Origin of the sequence: Bradyrhizobium sp. UFLA01-814 (assembly GCF_046718885.1) — a bacterium.
In the GTDB taxonomy this organism is placed as follows: Bacteria; Pseudomonadota; Alphaproteobacteria; order Rhizobiales; family Xanthobacteraceae; genus Bradyrhizobium; species Bradyrhizobium elkanii.
This window is the reverse complement of the sequence record NZ_JAQOSR010000026.1, coordinates 33,949-54,626: the sequence shown is the minus strand read 5'-3', so window position 1 is coordinate 54,626 and position 20,678 is coordinate 33,949. Positions and strand designations below refer to the sequence as shown.

Below are 20,678 nucleotides of genomic sequence, written 5' to 3'. Positions count from 1 at the left end.
GGCCGCTAGCATGCAAACTCGATTTTCCTTCGGCGGCGATGAGCACATTTTCGCCGAGGTCGGCGAAGCGATGTCGCTCGAGGCCTTTTTCAAGAGCCTGTTCATCACCAATGCGGTGCGCGATGCCAGGATCAAGGGCGTCACCGAGATCTGCCCGGCGAACGCGTCCTATCAGGTCAAGTTCGATCCGGATCAGATCAAGCCGGACGATCTGCTCGCCGAGCTGAAGCGGCTGGATTCCGCATCCGAGAAATCGGAACCGGTGATCAAGACGCGGATCATCGAGATTCCCGTGCTCTACGACGATCCCTGGACCCATGAGACCTTGATGCGCTTCCGCGAGCGTCACCAGGATCCTGATGGCACCGACCTCGAATACGCCGCGCGGATCAACGGCCTCGACAGCGTCGATGCCTTCATCAAGGCGCATTCCAGCGCGCCCTGGTTCGTCTCGATGGTCGGCTTCGTCGCCGGCCTGCCCTTCCTCTACCAGATGGTCGAGCGCAAGCGGCAGCTTCAGGCCCCGAAATATCTGCGCCCGCGCACGGATACGCCGAAGCTCACCGTCGGGCATGGCGGCTGTTTCAGCTGCATTTATTCGGTGCGCGGCGCCGGCGGTTACCAGATGTTCGGCATCACGCCGATGCCGATCTATGATCCCAACCAGACTATCAGCTATTTGCGCGACTTCATGTGCCTGTTCAAACCGGGCGACATCGTGAAATGGAAACCGATCGACCGGGCAGCCTATGACTCTGCGGTCGCCGACGTCGACGCCGGCCGATTTGCGCCCGTGATCCGCGACGTCTCGTTCTCGCTGACCGAGTTCAACCGCGACATTGATGGCTACAACAGCAAGCTCGATGGAGTTCTCCATGGCCGTTAGGGTTTTGAAGCCGGGTCTTGCGACCACCGTCCAGGACCTCGGACGTCCCGGCTATTATCACATCGGCATCCCGCTCTCCGGCGGCATGGACCGTCACGCGCTGGTCGCCGCAAATCTGCTCGTCGGCAATGATGCAGGCGCTGCGGTGCTTGAAGCGGTGTTCATGGGGCCCGAGCTCGAATTCACCGAGGACGCCACGGTGGCCGTCACCGGCGCGGAGCTGCCGCCGAAACTCGACGGCGACCCGCGCGAGACCTGGACCAGCTTCAAGGTGAAGCGCGGCCAGATTCTCTCCTTCGACTTCCTCAAGCGAGGCGCACGGGGCTACATCGCGGTCGCCGGTGGCATCGATGTGCCCGTGGTGCTCGGCTCGCGATCGACCTACGCACTCGGCGCGCTCGGCGGCTTCAAGGGCCGCAAGCTCGAGGCCGGCGACGAATTGCCGGTCGGCCATGCCAGCGCGACGGTCAAGGACGGCCGCACCGTCGCCAACGATTTGCGCGGACAACCGGCGGGAATGCCGACAGAGCTGCGCGCCATGCCCGGCCTCTATTGGCACCGCATCACCGAAGCTGCCGGCAGCGGGTTCTTCTCCGACACCTGGAAGGTCGCGCCGGAAGCCGACCGGATCGGCTACCGCTTCAAGGGCGGCAAGCCGCTCGAATTCGTTCCGCGCGAACCGCCGTTCGGCGCCGGCTCCGATCCATCCAACATCACCGATGCCTGCTATCCCTACGGCTCGATCCAGGTTCCCGGCGGCACCGAGCCGATCGTGCTGCATCGCGACGCCGTATCCGGCGGCGGTTACTTCATGGTCGGCACCGTGATCGCCGCTGATATGGATCTGATCGGTCAGCTTCAGCCCAACACGCCGGTGAAGTTCGTCAAGGTCGATATGGATCAGGCGCTTGCGGCACGCAAGAGCCGGACCGAGCTGCTGGGCAAGCTTCGCAACGCCATGGCGTAAACGCCAGGAGCTCGCCGCATCTGCCAACGGACCTCGGCCGCCGGCGCTGACGCGATCGCGCATGGTCACGTCTAAACCTGTGGCTGTCGGTTGCGCGCTCGCACATCTGAGGTCGGTGCCACGGCGTGCCGTCCGTCGGGCGGCACGAGAGTTGCAGCGGACACATTGGGGCTGAGAAACACTGCTCATGAGTTATGCAAACATCGGAACAACCGCGATGTCCGTTTCTCTGAAACAGATCCGCTACTTCGTCGCCGCCGCCGAGACCGGGCGGATCAGCCAGGCGGCCATCGATCTCAACGTCTCGCAATCTGCGGTCACCGCGGCGATCCAGCAGCTCGAGGCCACCGTCTGCGCCCGCTTGCTGGAGCGCGCGCCGAACGGCGTAACGGTCACCATGGAGGGCAGCCGCTTCCTCTCCCAGGGCCGTCATATCCTCGCCGCCGTCGCCGAGGCTGTGCGCGACACGCAGATGTCCGCCGGCCCCCTGTTCGGGACGATCCGCGTCGGCGTCACTTACACCGTGTCGGGCTACTTCCTGCCGCGTCATCAGATGCGCTTCAAGGCGAGTTTCCCCGGAATCACGATCGAGCTGTTCGAGGCGCCGCGCGACGTGCTCGAACGCGCACTCGTCGATGGTGCGCTCGACCTCGCGGTGATGCTGGTCTCGAACCTGCGCGACAACGCGATGCTTACCAGCGAGACCTTGCTGCGATCGCCGCGCCGGCTGTGGCTTGCGCCCGAGCATCCTCTGACCCGTGCCGAGCGGGTCCACCTCGCTGACGTCGCGACCTATCCCTACGTCATGCTCACGGTCGACGAGGCCAAGCACACTTCGATGCGCTATTGGAACAACGCCTCACTCGAACCGAAGACGGTGTTCCGCACCTCCTCGGTCGAAGCCGTCCGCTCCATGGTCGCCGGCGGCATGGGGATCGCCATTCTGTCCGACCTGATCTACCGGCCCTGGTCGCTGGAGGGGCAGCGGATCGAGACCCGCGTCATCGAGGACGAGGTGCCCAGCATGGACATCGGTCTTGCCTGGCGTCGCGACACCAAGCCATCGGAGGCTGCGATGGCTTTCCGCGATTTCATGCGCTTTGCGGTTGCCGGCGTCGGGCCGGCCCGGCCCCCCGTCAGCGTCGATCACCGGCACCAGGCCGAGGAGGCCATCGAAATCTAGAATATCAGTTTCCGTTTTATTCGACTTGACGCCGTCCGGCTGTCCTCGCCAAACTTTGTTCGGGGACACGACGACCGGAGGCACAGCCGGCGGCGGGAGTGAGACATGCAAGTCACGTACACAACCAACGACATTCCGTCGCAGACCCGCCGCCAGTACTGGCAGGAGGTCGTCTCGAAGACCTATTACTCGCTCGACCTGCGCTTCCCGAGCACGCGCGACTTCAATGCGCGCCTCGGCGCCTGGTCGATGGGCCCTGTCTCGGTGTCCCGCAACATTGCCAACGGCCTGCTGTACAAGCGGCATGAGCGGCATCTCCTGAGCGAGCGGGAGGAATCCTTCCTGATCACGGTGCCCGAGCTCGCCGAAATCCGTTTCGAGCAGGACGGCAAGGTGGTGCATTGCCGCCCCGGCGCGTTCCTGATCGAACGCAGCCACCTACCCTACGAGTTCAGCCATCAGGATCCGACGGCGCTGTGGTGTCTGAAGATCCCGAGCGCAGTGCTGCGCGCCCGCATTTCCCGGCCCGAGCGCCTCGCGACGCTGCAATTCGACGCCAGCCGCAGCGTCGGCGCGCTGTTCGTCGACACGCTGCGCCTCTCCGGTGAACGGATCGAGGAAATGGACGAGACGGCGCGCACGATGATGGGCAAGCACCTGATCGAGCTGCTTGCGATGGCCATTGAATCCGACGACCGTGTGTTGACCGGTCACTCGTCCTCCGTGCGCAACGGCCATTTGCTGCGTTGCGAGCAGTTCATCCGTGCCCGCCTCGACGATATGCGGCTCACACCGCAGATGATTGCCGACGGCTGCGGCATCTCGCTGCGCTATTTGCACCAGATTTTCGAGGGCGAAGGTCTGACCGTCTGCGCCTATATCCGCAACCAGCGCCTTTCAATGTGCGACGCTCTGCTGCGCGATGCGAACTGCCGCAAGAGCATTTCGGAAATCGCCTATCAATGGGGCTTTGCCGACCAGGCGCAGTTCAGCCGCAACTATCGCGGCCGGTTCGGATGCACCCCGAGCGAGGCGCGCGCCATGTCGCGCACAGCCAACTCCTGAAGACTGGCCCTGCTGATCGATTCTTAGGCACACCGCCGCCGGTCTGGGCATGTATGGGCACCGGCACGGTTCGCTCTCTCGCACAAATCTTCCTGCGCTCAGCGTCAAGAACCGAAGCCGCCGCTCTGCCTAAGATCGGCGAAACGCTCGTTCGAAAGGAAGAGGCATGGCGCAGAACCTTCGTGTGGCCGTCGACGTCGGAGGCACCTTCACCGACATCTGCATCATGGACGAGACGACCGGTCTCGTGCGCATCGAGAAGACCTCCTCAACGCGCGACCCGATCGAAGGGATCATGGGCGGCGTATCCAAGGCCGGCATCGACCTGTCGAAGGTTGCGTTGTTCTCGCACGGCACCACGATTGCCACCAATGCGCTGATCACGCGCCGCCTGCCGCGCACCGCGGTGGTCACGACCAAGGGGTTCCGCGACGTCATCGAGATCCGGCGCGCCAACAAGGAGGACCTCTGGGACACCTACAAGGACGTGGTGCGGCCCTATGTGCCACGGCGCGACCGCCTCACCGTGCCCGAACGCGTCGATGCTGCCGGCACGGTGATCGAGCCGCTCGACGTCGAAGCTGCGCGCAGCGTCGCACGCATCCTCAAGCGTCGCGGCGTCGCCGCAGTCGCGGTGTGCTTCATGAACGCCTATCTCAACGGCGCCAATGAGCGCGCGATGCGCGATATTCTGCTGGCCGAGATGCCCGACATTCCGGTCTCGATCTCCTCGCAGGTGCTTCCCGAAATCTTCGAGCACGAGCGATTCTCGACGACGGTTGCCAATGCCGTGGTGAGCCCGGTCGTCGTCAACTACACCAGCCGGCTCGGCGAGCGCCTCGCAGACGAGGGCTACACCCGCGATCTTCTGCTGCTGCACACCGGCGGCGGCGTGATGACGCCGGCGAGCGTGAAGGATTTTGCGGCGCGCCTTGCCGGCTCCGGCATCGCCGCCGGCGCCATCGCCAGCCGCCATATCGCCGGTCTTTGCGGTTTCCCCAATTCGATCGGCCTCGACATGGGCGGCACATCGACCGACGTGTCGCTGGCCTATGAGGGCCAGTCGCGGATCACCAAGGACTGGCACATCGAGTTCGGCTATCCGATCCGCTTCGCATCGATCGAGGTGCTCACCATCGGTGCCGGCGGCGGCTCGCTGGCCTGGACCGATCCGGCCGGCTCGCTGCGCAACGGCCCGCAATCGGCCGGCGCCTATCCGGGACCGGCCTGCTATGGCAACGGCAATACGCAACCGACCAACACCGATGCCAATGTGACGCTCGGCCGGCTTGGCACCGATCTCGCCGGTGGCAAGGTCAAGCTCGATCCCGAGCTGGCGCGGCAAGCGGTCGAGGGCGGCGTTGCCAAGCCGTTCGGCCTCGGCCTCCATGAAGCCGCAGATGCAATCGTCAAGGTCGCCAATGCCAACATGTCGGATGCGGTGCGGCTGATCTCGATCAGTCGCGGCTACGATCCACGCGATTTTGCGCTGGTGGCGTTCGGCGGCGCCGGTGCCCTGCATGGGGTCGACGTCGCACGTGAGCTGGCGATTCCCGTCGTGATCGTACCGCCCAATCCCGGCGTGACCTCGGCGCTTGGTTGCCTGCTCGTCGACATGCAGCACGATTTTTCGCAAAGCTGCATGGTCGACGCCGCCGAGGCCGACGCCACCGAGATCGAGGCGCAGTTCGCCGAGCTCGAGAAAGCCGCGCTCGCGCGGTTGACCCATGAGGGCGTCGCGCAGCAGGACATCGTGCTGCAGCGCTCGATCGACATGATGTATCGCGGCCAGTGGCGTTCGCTTGCCGTCAACGCGCCGCGGCCGATCGGCGCGATCGCCGATCTGGTGCAGAGCTTCCATGCCGAGCATCAGCGCGAATACAATTTCCGCCGCGACAGCGCACCGGTCAGCTTCTTCCGTCTCAATCTGAAGGCAGTGGGGGTGGTGCCCAAGGCCGAGTTTGCCGTCCACGAGCCGACCGGCGCTAGCCCCGAGCCGGTCAGCCGCCGCAGGGTCTGGTTCGAGGGCAGCGGGCTCGATACACCCGTCTATCGGCGCGACGACCTGCCCTGCGGCTTCTCTTTTCAAGGCCCCGCGATCATCGAGCAGGTCGATGCCACTACCGTCGTTCCGCCCGGCGCCAGCGCCGAGGTCGACAAATATCTCAACATCATCATCCGCGTGAAGGAGTGAACCATGGCCGGAGCTCTCCCGCTCGACCCCGTGACCTTCGAGGTTCTGAAGAACTCCTTCATCACCAGCGTCGACCAGATGGGCGAGCAGGTCTTGAGGACCTGCTACTCCTTTGTCATCTACAATCGCGATTTCTCGAGCGCGCTGCATGACGCCAACGGCGAATGCGCGGCGCAGGGCAACCAGGATATCGCCGTCCACGTCGGCACGCTGCATTTCACCTGCAAGGATGTCATGCGCCATTTCGAAGGCGACATGCATGAGGGCGACGTCTTCGCCATCAACGATCCCTATGCCGGCGGCACGCATTTCTCGGACGTCCGCCTGATCCGTCCGATCTTCGCCGACGGCAAGATCATCGCCTTCAGCCAGTCCAACGGACATTGGTCCGACGTCGGCGGCAGCGTGCCGGGATCGTTCGACGTCGCCGCCCGCGAGATGTTCCGCGAGGGCCTGCGCATCACGCCGGTCCGGCTGTTCGACAAGAACGGCCTGCGCAAGGACGTCGCGCATCTGATCGCCTCGAATACGCGCGATCCGGCCTCGATCATCGGCGATATCCAGGCACAGGCCGAAGCGACGGCCGTCTGCGAACGCGAGATCCTGCGCCTGGTCGGCAAATATGGCCGTGATACCGTCGAGACCGGGCTTGCCGCCGTGCAGGATTATGTCGAACGCTCGGCACGCCAACGCATCGCAGCGCTTCCTGACGGCGAATGGGAGACGGTCGATTTCATCGACCGCGATCCAGCCGGCGGCGAAGGCATGATCCCGATCCGCATCAAGATGACAATCAAGGGCGACCGCGCGATCTACGACTTCACCGGCAGCCATCCGACCATCGGCTCGATCTACAATTCGGCGTTCGGCGCGACCTTTTCCGCCGTCGCCGCCGGCATGAAGACATTCTTCCCCGACCTGCCGCTCAATTCCGGTTTCTACCGTTGCTTCGAGATCATCGCCCCCGAAGGCTCGATCGTCGACGCCAAATGGCCGATCGCGGTCACCGGCTTTCTGATGCCGTTCGAGAAGATTATGAACTCGATCTACGAAATGTGGTCGAAGCTGATGCCGGAGCGCGCGCTCGCTTGCGCGTTCAATCTCGAATATCTGCTCACCGGCGGGCTCGATGCCCGCAGCTCCGACAAGCCGATCTTCATGTTCTATGACTGGCTGCCCGGCGGCTGGGGCGGGCGCAACGGCAAGGATGGCAGCAATGTCACGACCGCCTGCTTCGGCACCGGCCTGATGTCGCAGCCGGTCGAAGGCCAGGAGCGCGCCAACCCGATCCTGACGACGGAATGCGAGATCCTCAAGGACTCTCCCGGCCCCGGCAAGTGGCGCGGCGGCGCCGGCGTGGTGAAGACGTCGCGGATGCTTCAGGCCGAGAAAACCGTGATCTCCTATATCTGCGACCGCGAGCGTGCGATCGTGTGGGGCATCGAGGGCGGCCTGCCGTCGATGCCGCACGGCCTGACCCTGAAGCGCGCCGGCAGCACGTCCGAGGAGCGGCTCGGCTCGATCTTCTCGGACGTCCCGATCGGCGAAGGCGACACTTTCTCGCGTCCGACCGCCGGCGGCGGCGGGTTTGGCGATCCGCTGGAGCGCGATCCGAACCTCGTCGTCGAGGATATCAAGGACGACTATGTCTCGGTCGAGCGCGCCGCCAAGGACTATGGCGTCGTGGTGCACACCATCGACGCCGAGCTCTGCAACTACGAGGTCGACAAGGTCGCGACCGAGGCGCTCCGCGCGAAGATCCGCTCCGAGCGCGTTGCCAATGTCCGGCTCGATCCGGAGCTGGTGGCGCAACGCTATCGCAGCGGGGCAGTCGACGCGCTCGACGCGATCCGCCAGCACGCGGTGATCCTCGATTGGGGCACCGGCGCCTTGCTTCCCGAATCCACGCGCCAGTTCCGCGAAGCGTTTGAGCGGCGCTCGGTCGCAATGTGGAAAGCGGGTTGATTGCCATCGCCGGCCGCGCCGCCGCCGGCGGCACAGAGCGTTCACGAAAAACTGGATCCGACATCGCCCCTCCACTTTCATTCGAGCCATGAGGATTGTGCTATGACGAGTACGACGTGCCTTTCCACCAATCGAGTTTGGCCGATCCGCCGCGCGCTCGGCCTTGCCGCAGGCCTCACCCTTGCCGCCGCGGTCGCGCCGGCCGCGGCCGAGACGCCGTGGTTTCCGATGAAGGTCTACGACGCGTCGTCTGGCACACCGAAGCCGGCCGAGTACACGCCGCTGCCGAAGGCCGAGAAGCCCTACAGGCTCTGTGTGCTGTTTCCGCACATGAAGGACAGTTTCTGGGTCGCCGTTGCCTATGGCATCGTCAAACAGGCCGAGGCGATGAACGTCAACATGAACCTCTACGAGGCCGGAGGTTACGAGAACCTGCCGAAACAGCTGTCGCAATTCGATGACTGCATGGCGAGCGGACCGGACGCCATCATCGTCGGCGCCATCTCCGGCGCAGGCCTCAGCAAGAAGTTCGAGGAAGCCAAGGCCAAGGGCGTGCCGGTCGTCGGCGTCACCAACCCGCTGCCGCCGAACGCGCTGCCCGCGGCCAACTACGTCGACTTCGTCGCCATGGGCGAAGTCACCGGCGCCGGCCTGCTGGCGCAATCCAAGCCTGGCGACAAGCTCAACATCGTGACGTTCCCCGGTCCGGCCGGCTCTGGCTGGGCGGAGTCGTTCAACGAAGGCTTCAAGAAGGCCGTTGCCAAGAACCCGAACGCCAAGATTCTGGCCGAGAAATTCGGCGACTCCGGCGTCGCCGTGCAGCTTCAGCTCATTCAGGACGCGTTGCAGGCCTATCCCGCCATGAACGTGATCTGGGGCACCGCCCCCACCGCTGAAGCCGCCATCGGCGCCGTTGCCGAGGCCGGCCGAAGCGACCTGAAGATCGTATCGTCTTACGAAAACCAGGCCATGCTCGATGCGCTCAACCGCGGCGACATCCTCGCCTTCGCAACCCAGTATCCGGTCGGCGAAGGCGCCGTTGCGATCGATCAGGCGGTGCGTCTCATCGAGAAGAAGCCGGTCATGAGCCTTGTCCAGCCGATCGCCGCGGTCATCGACAAGACCACGGTACCGAAATTGCAGATGGACCTCGTGCTGGCGCCGGCGAGCTGGACACCGGTCTATTCGGTCAAGGCCAAGTAAGCCGCTCGCGAATGGTGCCGGGTAGGAGCACCTGCTCCCACCCGTCCTGCTCACGGCCCAACGGAGACGCGGATGGATGTCGAGATCGCCCCGAAGCCTGCCGAGCCTCTGCTTCGATTGCGGGGGATATCGAAGCGCTTCACCGGCGTTCGCGCGCTCGACCGGGTCGACCTCGACGTTCGTGCCGGCGAGCTTCACGTCCTGTTCGGCGAGAACGGCGCCGGCAAATCGACCCTGATCAATGTCGTCTCGGGAACGTTTCCGCCGGACGAAGGCACGTTCCATTTTGGCGACGAGGAGATCCATCATCTCACACCGCAGCGGGCCCGCGCGATCGGCATCAGCCCGGTCTTTCAGGAGTTCTCGCTTATCCCGAGCCTCACGGTGGAAGAGAACCTGTTCCTTGGCCGCGAGGTCACGCATGGCGGCGTGCTGCGCTCACGCGAGATGCGCAAGCGCGCCAGGGCGCTGATCGATGAGCTCGGCTTCGATCTCGATCCGGCGCAACGGATCGACGACCTTTCCCGCGCGCACCAGCAGATGGCCGAAATCGCCAAGGCCCTGCTCGGCCGCGTGCGCCTTTTGATCCTTGACGAACCGACCGCCTCGTTGACCGAGCGCGAGACCGGACGGCTGTTCGAGCTGATCGCGCGCCTGAAGAGCCAGAATGTCGGGCTGATCTATGTCTCGCATCGCATGCGCGAAATCCGCGCCCTTGCCGACCGTGTGACGGTGCTACGCGACGGACGCCACATCCAGACCCTCGACGCCGCCGGCTCGACCGACGGCGAGCTGGTGGAACTGATGACCGGCCGCAGGATCGACCTGCTGTTCCCGGCCATTGCCCACCGGCCTGACAAAATGATGGTGGACATCGAAAACCTGACGCTCGCGGACGGCAGTGTTCAGGAGGTGAATTTCCATGCCCGCGCCGGCGAGATCACCGGCATCGCAGGTCTCGTCGGCTGCGGCAAATCGGAGCTGATCCGCGCGGTCTACGGCATCGAGCCCGCGGCATCAGGCGTGATCCGGATCGACGGTTTGCCTTACGAATTCCCGACCCCCAGGCAAAGCCTCAAGCGCGGCATCGCATATTTTCCTGCCAACCGAGTTGCTGAAGGGCTCGCGCTATCCCGCCCGATCCGCGAGAACGCATCGATGACGGTGCTCGACCTGCCCGCGTTCGCGCGCTTCGGCATGCTGCGGCAGGCCGCGGAACGCGCCACGATCGCGGACATCATGGAGCGGTTGCAGCTGAGGCCGCCGAACATCGAACGGAGCGTCGGCGCGCTGTCCGGCGGCAACCGTCAAAAAGTGATGCTGGCACGCGCGCTCACGCGTGAGCTGACCGTATTCCTGTTCGACGAGCCGAGCGTCGGGATCGACGTCGGCGCCAAGCTCGAGGTCTACCAGTTCATGAAGCGCCTGGTCGAGGCCGGCGCCGCCGTGATCGTGGTCTCGTCGGAATTGCCGGAGGTTCTGGCGCTGTCGAACCGGCTCTACGTCATGCATCACGGCCGCATCGCCGCCGAGCTGAAGGGCGCCGAGAAGACCGAGCAGAACGTGCTGTCGAGCTTCTTCCGCGACCATCTCGCCGCGGAGGTCGCGTGAACACCGCGCTGGTCACCGCAAACCCGCAAGGCGCGATCGGTCTGCGATCGATCGCAGGCCGTGTCGGGTTCCTGCCGGCCCTGCTGGTCCTGCTCGTTGCCGGCATGTCGGCGGTCGATCCGCAGTTCTACGGCATCATCAACATCCTCAACATCCTGCGCAACGCGTCGCTGCTCGCGATCGTCGCCTGCGGTCAGGCGCTGGTCATCATCGCGGGCGGCTTCGATCTTTCGGTCGGCGCCGTCGTGGCGCTTGCGAGCGTCGTCACCGCCAAGACCATGGCCGCCGCAGCCACCGCGTTTCCCGGCAATAACGCCCTCATCATTGCCAGTGGGATAGCGGCCGGACTCGGCTCCGGGGCCGTGGTCGGGCTCGTCAACGGATTCTGCGTGGCGAAGCTCAAGGTATCCGGCTTCGTGGTGACCCTGGGCACGATGTCGGCGACTGCGGGCGTCGGTCTGATGATCACCAACGGAATCCCGGTTTACGGCATGCCCGACATCTTCGTGAAGGGCTTTGGGCGCGCCCAGGCGCTCGGCCTGCCGACCGCGGTCCACGTCGCGCTGGTCATCATCATCGTGATGGTGTTTGCGCAGCGGCGCACGCTGTTCGGCCGTTACGTCTACGCAATCGGCGGCAATGTCGATGCGGCCATCGTGTCGGGCGTATCGATCCAGCGCCACGTCGTCGGCACCTACGTTGTCTCGAGCATGCTCGCGGCACTGACCGGCATCCTGCTGACCGCGCAGGTCGGCTCCGGCCAGGCCAGCTTCGGCGGCGACCGGATGATGCTGCAATCGATCGCAGCCGCCGTGATCGGCGGCGTCAGCTTGCGCGGCGGCGGCGGGCGCATCGAAATCGTCGCCATCAGCGCCCTGTTCCTGACCATCCTGGGCAATGCGCTCAACCTCTTGCATGTCGACTCCCGGCTGCAGCCGGTCTTCCTCGGCGTCATCATGGTCGCGGCCGTGGCGCTAGACGAACTCAGCCGACGGAGCAAGGCTCGTGTCTGACCTCGAATTGTCCGTCGCCACCAAGAACGCGGATCGCCCGAAATTGGCGCCGGGTCGATGGCTCTGGAGCGCCGTGCTGCCGGTCGCATTGGTGGCCCTGTTGCTCGGCTTCGCGGCGGTCGACCGCGGCGTGTTGTCGCCGGCCAACCTGCTCAACATCGCGCAGCAGACCAGCTATCTGGCCCTGTTCGCGATGGCCCAGACCGTGGTGATCCTGACGCGCGGCTTCGACCTCGCACTCGGCCCGACCGTATCGATGGTGAGCGTCGGCACCGCGCTGGCGATGGCCGGCGCCACGGCGTCGGGCCATGGTACAGGCGTCGTGCTGCTCGCCGGGCTCGCTGCCGGTTTCCTGCTCGGCACCGCGTGCGGCCTCTTCAACGGCGTGGTTATTGCGCTGCTCGGGGTCAACCCCTTCGTCGCAACGCTCGGCAGCTACAATATCGCGATCGGAGTTGCGACCACGCTGTCGTCCGGACGGCCCGTGCAAGGCGTGCCGGCGCCGTTCTCGCAGATATTCTACGGCGGCAGCGTCTTCGGTATCCCGGCGGCCATCGCGATCACGGTCGGCGTCGGCGCCGTGCTCCATTGGACCCTGACGCGGACGGTGTTCGGCCGTTCGCTTTACCTCATCGGCACCAACCCGCGCGCAGCGGCGGTCGCCGGCCTGCCGGTCAAGCGCACCCTGATCGCGACCTATGTGCTGTGCTCCGGGCTTGCGGCACTCGGCGCGATTATGATGACGGCGCGGACCGGATCGGGCGAGCCGAACCTCGGCGGAGCGCTTTCACTGCAGGCGATTGCCGGCGCCGTGGTCGGCGGAACAAGCCTGGCGGGCGGTCGCGGTGGGGTCGGCACCGCAGTGCTCGGCGCCCTGTTCATCACCATTTTGTCGAACGGCATGAACCTCACCCGGATCGACGGATACGTCCAGATGGTCGTGCTCGGCGCGATCGTCATCGTCGGCGTTCTGCTCGATCGCCTGCGACTGGAGCGGCGCCAATGACGACGGGTTCTCCCATGCAGAGCGTCGCTGGCGAGACGCACGAGGCACCTGCGTCGATCTACGTCGCGCCCTCGCTCGCTTCCGCACTCGACGCACTGAGCGAATTCGGCGCGGCCGGCGCCGCCTTTGCGGGCGGCACATGGATCATGCGGTCGCCGATCCGCCACGAACGGTTGAAGCCACACTATGTCGCGATCGGCAAGATCGCCGAGCTGACCACGGTCCGTATCGACAGCGACGCAATCGAGATCGGCGCGGCGGTTACGCATGCGGCACTCGCGGCGGCCCTGGCCGATCTTCCGGAATTCGCGGTCCTGGTCGACGCCGCCGGCCGCTCCGCCAATCCCGCGATCCGCGCGATGGCGACGATCGGCGGCAACCTCGCGACGTCGGAATTCGCCGCAGCAGATTGCGTGCCGGCGCTGCTCTGCCTCGATGCCCAAGTCGAAATGTCCGCACGCGACAGCCGCGAGCGCATCGGCCTGGCGCATTTCCTGAAGATCCGATCGTCCCTTCTTCCCGGTCATCTGGTGACGCGGATCATCTTGCCGCGGGCGGCGCGCAGAAGCGCCCATGCCCGCCTGCCGCTGCGCAAATCGGGTGACTACCCGGTCGCCATCGTCAGCCTGTCGGTCAGCATCGATGCAGCGGGCCGTATCCAGGCGGCGCGCGTCGCGGTCGGTTCAGTCGAGCCGGTGGCGCGCCGCTGGGAGCGGCTCGAGGCAGCGCTCATCGGACGTCCGCTCGATGCGGCGGAGGCCGCGCAGACCGCGGCCGCGTTGGCGGACGAGTTCGTCGGCCGCGACGGCGTTGATGCCCCGGCCTGGTATCGGGTTAGCGTGCTACCCGGTCTCGTCCGCCGCGCTGCGATCGCAGCGCTTGGCTCCTGAACTGGTGGGGATCGACATGGGATTCAACTTGACCGTGAACGGCGATCATCTTTCCTCCGCGACCGATCCAGCCACGCCGCTGATCGACATCCTGCGCGAGGAGATGCATCTGACCGGCGCGAAACCGGTCTGTCGCGAAGGCTTTTGCGGCGCCTGCATGGTGCTGGTCGACGGCGAGCCGACGCCATCGTGCCTGTTGCCCGCCGCGCTGGCCGATGGCCGCGAGATCCGCACCGTCGAAGGCCTCGCGCCTCACGGCGAACTGAACCGCATCCAGGCGGCCCTCGAGGCCAGCGATGCGGTCCAATGCGGCATGTGCTTTCCCGGCATGGTGGTGAGCCTGACGCATCTCTTGACGACCCGGCCTGACGCCACCCGTGACGATATCCGGGCGGCACTGACCGGGAACATCTGCCGCTGCACGGGATACGAACGCATCGTCGAGGCGACGCTGCTCGCCTTGGCCAAAGCATAATCGGGAGGCGCAAACATGTCCGACGTTTCCGCGACGATGGATTTGCGCCGGCGGGACGCCGCCGACAAGCTGCGTGGCCGCACGCGCTACACCATCGATCGATATCTGCCGGGCATGCTGCACGCCGCGGTGCTGCGTGCCGGCGTGCCCTCGGGCCGTATCATTCGTCTCGACACGTCGAGGGCTGCCCGCATGCCGGGGGTACGTGCGATCGTGACGGCATCGGATGCGCCTGGCATGATCGGAATCGGCATCGCCGATCACCCGCTGTTCGCCCGCGATATCATTCGCTACGACGGCGAACCGCTTGCCGCGGTCGCAGCCGTCACGTTGGCGCAGGCGCAGGCTGCGCTCGCGGCGATCGACGTGGAGATCGAGCAACTCCCCGCAGTGCTGACTATGGCGCAGGCGCTGGCACCAGATGCGCGGCTGGTCCATCCGGACTGGCGCAGCTATGAGGTGCTGTTCGAAGGCGGCGCGCGTGCCGGCAATGTCGCCTGGGAGGCGACCGTCGTTCGCGGCGACGTCGACGCCGCCTTTGCGCGGCCTGACGTCGAGATCGTCGAAAGTCTCTATCGCGTCGGCCGGCAGAACCACGTGGCCTTCGAGCCGCGCGCGGTCGTCGCAAGCTATGAGGACGGGCGCTTCCATATCGAGACGTCGACGCAGGTTCCCTGGAGCATCCGCAATGCAACCGCGCGCGTGTTGGGCGTGCCGGCGTCGCAGGTACGCGTCACTGTGCCGCCGGTCGGCGGCGGCTTCGGTCTCAAGTTCGATCTGGCGGTTGAGCCCTTCGCTGCCCTCCTCGCCCGCGCTAGCGGCCGGCCGGTTCGCCTCGTCAATTCCCGCGAGGACGAGATGCTGACCTGCCTGTTCCGCGAGAACGCCGATATCCGTATCCGCTCGGCGGTGACGCGCGAGGGAGAAATCGTGGGCTGCGAGGCGGTCGTGCTGATGGACTGCGGCGCCTATGGCGGCGAACAGATCTTCCTGACCACCATGACCGCACACACGCTCGGCGGAAACTACAGGCTTGGCAGCGTGCGCATGGTCTCGCGCGCGGTCTATACCAACACGGCGCCGAACGGGGCGTTCCGCTGCTGCAACGGCGTCTACAACACCTTTGCGCTCGAGCGGCACACCGACGAGATCGCAGCGCGGATCGGAATGGATCCACTTCTCTTCCGGCGCCGCAATGTCCTCGGCGACAAGGATCTCGGCGCCACTGGCCAGGTATTCGAGGGAGATGTGCTCGGCCCGATGCTCGACCGGATGGATACGTTGCGCGACGCCGCAGCGCCGCTGCCGGCGCGCACCGACGGCAAGCTCCTTGGACGTGCGACCACCGTCGGCACCTGGTTCGTCTTCGTCGGCCCGTCGGCCGCGACGGTGAACATGAATGCCGACGGCACGGCGACCCTGGTCACGTCGGGTGTCGAGATCGGATCCGGCTCGATGATGCAGAGCCTGCCGCAGATCGTTGCCAGCACGCTCGGCATCGCGCCCGAGCAAGTGATCGTCCGCGCCGCCGATACCGATGCAGCCGGTTATGATGTCGGCGTCGGTGGCGGCCGCACCACCGTCTCGCTCGGCGCCGCCAGCCTGTCGGCGGCACAGGAGGTCCGCACGAAGCTTTTGAGGATCGCCTCCGAGATGATCGAGGCCGCGCCCGGCGATCTCGTCATGCGCGATGGTCGGATCGAGATCGCGGGCGCACCGGGCTCCGGCCGCACCGTCGCTGAGGTCGCGACCCGGGCTCAAGCGCTGGGCGGACCGGTCGCCGGGACCGGCGCCTTCACCGGCGCCGGGGTGCCGGCGATGCCCGGTTGCGTTGCCGGTCATTTCATCGACGCGATCGACATCCCCGTCTTCGCCGTCCACGACTGCGAGGTCGCCGTCGATCCGGAGACCGGGCATGTCGAGGTGCTAAGCTATCGCGTGGTCCAGGACGTCGGCCGTGCGCTGAATCCACGCGCAATCCACGGCCAAATCCAGGGTGGCGTGGTGCAGGGTCTGGGCTACGCCCTGCACGAGGAGGTGACGATCGGCAGCAATGGCCGCGTCAGTCAAAGCGGCTTTGAGACCTACCGCGTACCGCTTGCGCTCGACGTCGTACCGGTGGAGATCAGCCTCTATGAGGGCGCGCCGTCGATGGGGCCGCTCGGCACCAAGGGCGCCGGCGAGGTGCCGATCCTCAATGTTGGCGCCGCCGTCGCCTGCGCCGTTGCCAACGCGACAGGAAAGCGGGTGCAGAAATTACCCCTGACGCCGCCGCGCGTGCTCGAACTTCTGCTCGAGCGCAAGCCGGGTCTGGCACTGTCTCACATTGCCGAGGTGTGGGCGGACAACCTTGTTCGTCCTCACGGGGCGCGCTAGGGACACCAGAAAATGCTCAGCAAACGATCCGAACGCTGAGCGACCGACTTGGCGCGCAAGGCGCCTGATCCGTGGCGGGTAAGCGCTACCGCCTCCCCCGCACCGACTGAGCCCGCGATATTTTCGTCCATTCCTTGCATAAAGCTCAGGCAGCGGCGACCTCGTGGCCTGCCATGACTTCCAGCGCTCTCAGAATAGCGGAATGGTCCCAGCTTTTGCCGCCGAGGGCAGTACAGGCGTTGAACAGCTGCTGGGCTGCGGCAGTGCCTGGCAGCGACAAGCCAAGCGCGCGCGCACCTTCCAGCGCGAGGTTGAGATCCTTCTGATGCAGCTCGATGCGGAATCCCGGATCGAAATTGCGCTTCAGCATGCGATCGCCGTGCACTTCGAGGATTCGCGACGACGCGAAGCCACCCATCAACGCCTGGCGCACCAGCGCGGGGTCGGCCCCCGCCTTTGAGGCGAACAGCAACGCCTCGCTCACCGCCTCGATGGTCAGCGCCACGATGATCTGGTTCGCAACCTTGGTGGTCTGGCCGTCGCCGTTGCCGCCGACATGCGTGACATTCTTCCCCACCGTTTCAAACAGGGGCTTCATGGCGTTGAACGCCCGCTCCCGCCCGCCAACCATGATGGTCAGGCTGGCCGCCTTTGCGCCAACTTCGCCGCCGGACACCGGCGCGTCGAGATAGTCGGCCCCGAGCGCATCGATCTTGCGTGCAAACTCCTTCGTCGCCAGCGGAGAGATCGAGCTCATATCCGTCACGATCATGCCTTTGGAGATGCCCTCCGCGACGCCGCCTTGACCGAACAGCACGGCTTCGACATGCGGAGTGTCCGGCACCATGATGATCACGGCGTCCGCTTCCTGCGCCACCTGCTTGGCGGACTCGCAAGCGATGCCGCCGGCTGCAATCAGCTCAGGCGCAAGCGGTACGACGTCGTGCAGGAACAGGCGATAGCCTGCAGCCAGGAGGTGGCCCGCCATCGGACGTCCCATGGTGCCAAGTCCGATGAATCCGATGTCCTTCATTGTCGTTGCTCCTGTCAGGCGGATGAAGGCGTTTTCCGGCGAGCGACTCTCGGCTCGCGTGAAGAAAACGCGTCAAAACAAAATTCCAGAGCTCCGTCCCGATTCAATCGGAACGAAGAAAGTTCTAGGTCACGAAAGTCTGCGCGGCGTGCCAGCCGAGGCTCTCGAGCGTGGTCGTCCGCGGCTTGTATTCGCATCCGATCCAGCCCCGATACCCGATGCTGTCGAGATGCTTGAACAGATAGGAGTAGTTGATCTCGCCGGTTCCCGGCTCATAACGCCCCGGATTGTCGGCGAGCTGGACATGCGCGATCCGGCCGAGATGCTTCTGCAGGGTCCGCGCGATATCACCCTCCATGATCTGCATGTGATAGATGTCGTACTGGATGAACAGATTGGATGAGCCCACCTCGGAAATGAGCTGCGCCGCCTGTTCCGTACGGTTCAGGAAGAAGCCGGGAATATCTAGCGTGTTGATCGGTTCGATCAGGAGCTTGATGCCGTGCTGGCCAAGCGCGCCGGCAGCGAAGCGCAGGTTGGACACGAGGACGTCCTGCAGTTCTGCCCTATCCGTATCGGCTGGAGCGATGCCCACCAGGCAGTTCAGCTGCCGGCAATCCAACGCCTTTGCGTAGTCGATTGCGCGCATCACGCCGTCGCGAAATTCATCGACCCGATTGCGCAGGATCGCGATGCCCCGCTCGCCGGCGGCCCAATTGCCAGCCGGAAGATTGTGCAGCACCTGGGTCAGCCCACAGCGCGCCAACTCCTCCCGCAACGCGCCCTTTTCGAAGTCATAAGGAAAAAGATACTCGACTGCGTTGAAGCCGGCGGCCTTGGCGGCCGCGAACCGATCGAGGAACGGCAACTCGTTGAAGAGCATGGTGAGATTGGCGGCAAATTGAGGCACGGGTAATATCTCCGCTTGAAGCGCTGAAAGATGTCGTCAGGCCGGCAACAGCGTGCCGGATCGTGACGCGCTCGGCACGTCATCGAGCGGGAGATCCAGCACCTCCTCGAATTCGACGATGTTGTCGATCTCCGTTCCCATGGCGATATTGGTCACCCGCTCGAGAATGAACTCCACCACCACGGGCACGCGATGCTTCGCCATCAGCTCGCGTGCGGTCGCGAACGCCGCCTGCGCGTCGTTCGGATCGGTGACCCGGATCGCCTTGCAGCCCAAACCCTCCGCGACGGCCACATGGTCGACGCCGTAAGCGCCGATCTCGGGCGCGTTGATGTTCTCGAACGAGAGCTGGACGTGATAGTCCATGTCGAAGCCGCGCTGAGCCTGCCGGATCAGCCCGAGATATGAATTGTTCACGACGACGTGGATGTAGGGCAGTTTGAATTGCGCCCCGACGGCGAGCTCCTCGATCAGGAACTGGAAGTCGTAATCGCCCGACAGCGCGACAATGTCGCGATCGGGATCGGCGGCGCGCACACCGAGCGCGGCCGGCAGCGTCCAGCCGAGAGGGCCGGCTTGGCCAGCGTTGATCCAGTTGCGTGGATTGTAGACGTTGAGGAACTGGGCGCCGGCGATCTGCGACAATCCAATCACGGTCACGTAGCAGGTGTCGCGGCCGAAGGCCTTGTTCATTTCCTCGTACACGCGCTGCGGCTTGATCGGGATGTTATCGAAGTGGCTCTTGCGCAGCATCGAACGCTTGCGGTCGCGGCAGGCGGCGGGCCAGGCCTGCCGATCGCGCAGCCTCCCGGACTTCCGCCACTCCCTGGCGACGCTCACGAACATTTCCAGCGCGGCCTTGGCGTCCGAGACGATGCCGAGGTCCGGATTGAAGACCCGTCCGATCTGCGTCGGCTCGATGTCGACGTGGACGAATTTGCGACCCTTCGTGTAGGTCTCGATCGAACCGGTATGGCGGTTGGCCCAGCGATTTCCGATGCCGAGCACGAAGTCGGATTCGAGCATCGTGGCGTTGGCATAGCGATGGCTGGTCTGCAAGCCGACCATGCCTGCCATCAGCGCGTGATCGTCAGGAATGGCGCCCCACGCCATCAGCGTCGGGACCACGGGAACGTTGACCGCTTCGGCGAAGGCGACCAGCAGCTCGGAAGCATCGGCGTTGATCACGCCGCCGCCGGCCACGATCAGCGGCCGCTCCGCGGCGTTCAGCATCTCGAGCGCCTTCTCGATCTGCTTGCGCGTCGCCGTCGGCTTGTAGACCGGCAGCGGTGAATAGGTCTCGTCGTCGAACTCGATCTCGGCCAATTGCACATCGAGCGGAAGATCGATCAGCACCGGTCCCGGCCGCCCCGACCGCATGATATGGAAAGCCTGGCTGAACACGCGCGGCACCAGCGCCGGCTCGCGCACGGTCACGGCCCATTTCGTCACCGGCTTTGCGATCGACTCGATGTCGACGGCCTGGAAATCTTCCTTGTAGAGCCGCGCCCGCGGCGCCTGACCGGTGATGCAGAGGATCGGAATCGAATCCGCGATCGCCGAATAGAGCCCGGTGATCATGTCGGTTCCGGCGGGGCCCGATGTGCCGATGCAAACGCCGATATTGCCCGCCTTCGCTCTGGTGTAGCCTTCCGCCATATGCGAGGCGCCTTCGACGTGCCGCGCCAGAATATGACTGATCGAGCCGTTGCGCTTCAGTGCAGAGTAAAGCGGATTGATCGCCGCGCCGGGAACGCCAAAAGCGCAAGTGATCCCCTCGCGTTCCAGTATGCGGACCGCTGCATCCACCGCTCGCATCTTCATGTGATGATCCCGCTTCGCTATGAGTTGGCCTGAGCAGGATCATCAGGCCCGCGAGCATCGATCTCAACGCAATCGAT

16 protein-coding genes are annotated in these 20,678 nt (G+C 65.1%); 13 read left to right on the top strand and 3 right to left on the bottom strand.

Translation table 11 applies throughout. The features are described 5' to 3' along the window. Nucleotides 1–10: 10 nt before the first annotated feature. The 13 genes from PMN64_RS10930 to PMN64_RS10870 all read left to right on the top strand — a co-directional run bounded on the left by PMN64_RS10930 (nucleotide 11) and on the right by PMN64_RS10870 (nucleotide 16,834). Complete coding sequence (locus tag PMN64_RS10930) at nucleotides 11–886, top strand: 5-oxoprolinase subunit B family protein (RefSeq protein WP_411780693.1); 876 nt, start codon at nucleotides 11–13, stop codon at nucleotides 884–886. Continuing rightward, nucleotides 876–1,853 (top strand): biotin-dependent carboxyltransferase family protein, encoded by a 978-nt coding sequence (locus PMN64_RS10925; RefSeq protein ID WP_411780692.1) that lies wholly within the window; start codon nucleotides 876–878, stop codon nucleotides 1,851–1,853. The genes PMN64_RS10930 and PMN64_RS10925 overlap by 11 nt, the downstream gene beginning before the upstream one ends. 217 nt (nucleotides 1,854–2,070) lie before the next feature. Then, on the top strand, nucleotides 2,071–3,036 hold the full coding sequence (locus PMN64_RS10920; protein WP_304499635.1) for a LysR family transcriptional regulator: 966 nt from the start codon (nucleotides 2,071–2,073) through the stop codon (nucleotides 3,034–3,036). Nucleotides 3,037–3,141: 105 nt separating this feature from the next. Beyond that, on the top strand, nucleotides 3,142–4,101 hold the full coding sequence (locus PMN64_RS10915) for a helix-turn-helix domain-containing protein (protein WP_411780691.1): 960 nt from the start codon (nucleotides 3,142–3,144) through the stop codon (nucleotides 4,099–4,101). 166 nt (nucleotides 4,102–4,267) lie between these two features. After that, nucleotides 4,268–6,295: a hydantoinase/oxoprolinase family protein gene (locus PMN64_RS10910; RefSeq protein WP_411780690.1), complete on the top strand. Its 2,028-nt coding sequence runs from the start codon at nucleotides 4,268–4,270 to the stop codon at nucleotides 6,293–6,295. Nucleotides 6,296–6,298: 3 nt separating this feature from the next. After that, nucleotides 6,299–8,260 (top strand): hydantoinase B/oxoprolinase family protein, encoded by a 1,962-nt coding sequence (locus PMN64_RS10905; RefSeq protein ID WP_411780689.1) that lies wholly within the window; start codon nucleotides 6,299–6,301, stop codon nucleotides 8,258–8,260. Nucleotides 8,261–8,362: 102 nt separating this feature from the next. Then, on the top strand, nucleotides 8,363–9,463 hold the full coding sequence (gene torT, locus PMN64_RS10900) for a TMAO reductase system periplasmic protein TorT (RefSeq protein ID WP_411780688.1): 1,101 nt from the start codon (nucleotides 8,363–8,365) through the stop codon (nucleotides 9,461–9,463). 72 nt (nucleotides 9,464–9,535) lie between these two features. Beyond that, nucleotides 9,536–11,074: a sugar ABC transporter ATP-binding protein gene (locus tag PMN64_RS10895; protein ID WP_411780687.1), complete on the top strand. Its 1,539-nt coding sequence runs from the start codon at nucleotides 9,536–9,538 to the stop codon at nucleotides 11,072–11,074. Next, nucleotides 11,071–12,087: an ABC transporter permease gene (locus PMN64_RS10890; RefSeq protein WP_411780686.1), complete on the top strand. Its 1,017-nt coding sequence runs from the start codon at nucleotides 11,071–11,073 to the stop codon at nucleotides 12,085–12,087. Before PMN64_RS10895 ends, PMN64_RS10890 begins: the two co-directional genes overlap by 4 nt. Continuing rightward, nucleotides 12,080–13,093, top strand: coding sequence for an ABC transporter permease (locus tag PMN64_RS10885; RefSeq protein WP_411780685.1), 1,014 nt, complete (start codon nucleotides 12,080–12,082; stop codon nucleotides 13,091–13,093). Before PMN64_RS10890 ends, PMN64_RS10885 begins: the two co-directional genes overlap by 8 nt. Then, on the top strand, nucleotides 13,090–13,983 hold the full coding sequence (locus tag PMN64_RS10880) for an FAD binding domain-containing protein (RefSeq protein ID WP_411780684.1): 894 nt from the start codon (nucleotides 13,090–13,092) through the stop codon (nucleotides 13,981–13,983). Before PMN64_RS10885 ends, PMN64_RS10880 begins: the two co-directional genes overlap by 4 nt. A gap of 16 nt (nucleotides 13,984–13,999) precedes the next feature. Then, nucleotides 14,000–14,458, top strand: coding sequence for a (2Fe-2S)-binding protein (locus tag PMN64_RS10875; protein WP_411780683.1), 459 nt, complete (start codon nucleotides 14,000–14,002; stop codon nucleotides 14,456–14,458). Between the two features lie 15 nt (nucleotides 14,459–14,473). Next, nucleotides 14,474–16,834 (top strand): xanthine dehydrogenase family protein molybdopterin-binding subunit, encoded by a 2,361-nt coding sequence (locus tag PMN64_RS10870; protein WP_411780682.1) that lies wholly within the window; start codon nucleotides 14,474–14,476, stop codon nucleotides 16,832–16,834. 145 nt (nucleotides 16,835–16,979) lie between these two features. Here PMN64_RS10870 and PMN64_RS10865 read toward each other — a convergent pair whose 3' ends face one another. The 3 genes from PMN64_RS10865 to gcl form a co-directional block, all read right to left on the bottom strand. Further along, entirely contained in the window at nucleotides 16,980–17,867 is an 888-nt protein-coding gene (locus PMN64_RS10865) for a 2-hydroxy-3-oxopropionate reductase (protein ID WP_411780681.1), read from the bottom strand. A gap of 124 nt (nucleotides 17,868–17,991) precedes the next feature. Further along, complete coding sequence (gene hyi, locus PMN64_RS10860; protein ID WP_411780680.1) at nucleotides 17,992–18,777, bottom strand: hydroxypyruvate isomerase; 786 nt, start codon at nucleotides 18,775–18,777, stop codon at nucleotides 17,992–17,994. A gap of 36 nt (nucleotides 18,778–18,813) precedes the next feature. Then, the gene (gcl, locus tag PMN64_RS10855; RefSeq protein WP_411780679.1) at nucleotides 18,814–20,601 is read right to left on the bottom strand and encodes a glyoxylate carboligase; all 1,788 of its coding nucleotides are present in this window, start codon (nucleotides 20,599–20,601) and stop codon (nucleotides 18,814–18,816) included. Nucleotides 20,602–20,678 lie beyond the last annotated feature (77 nt).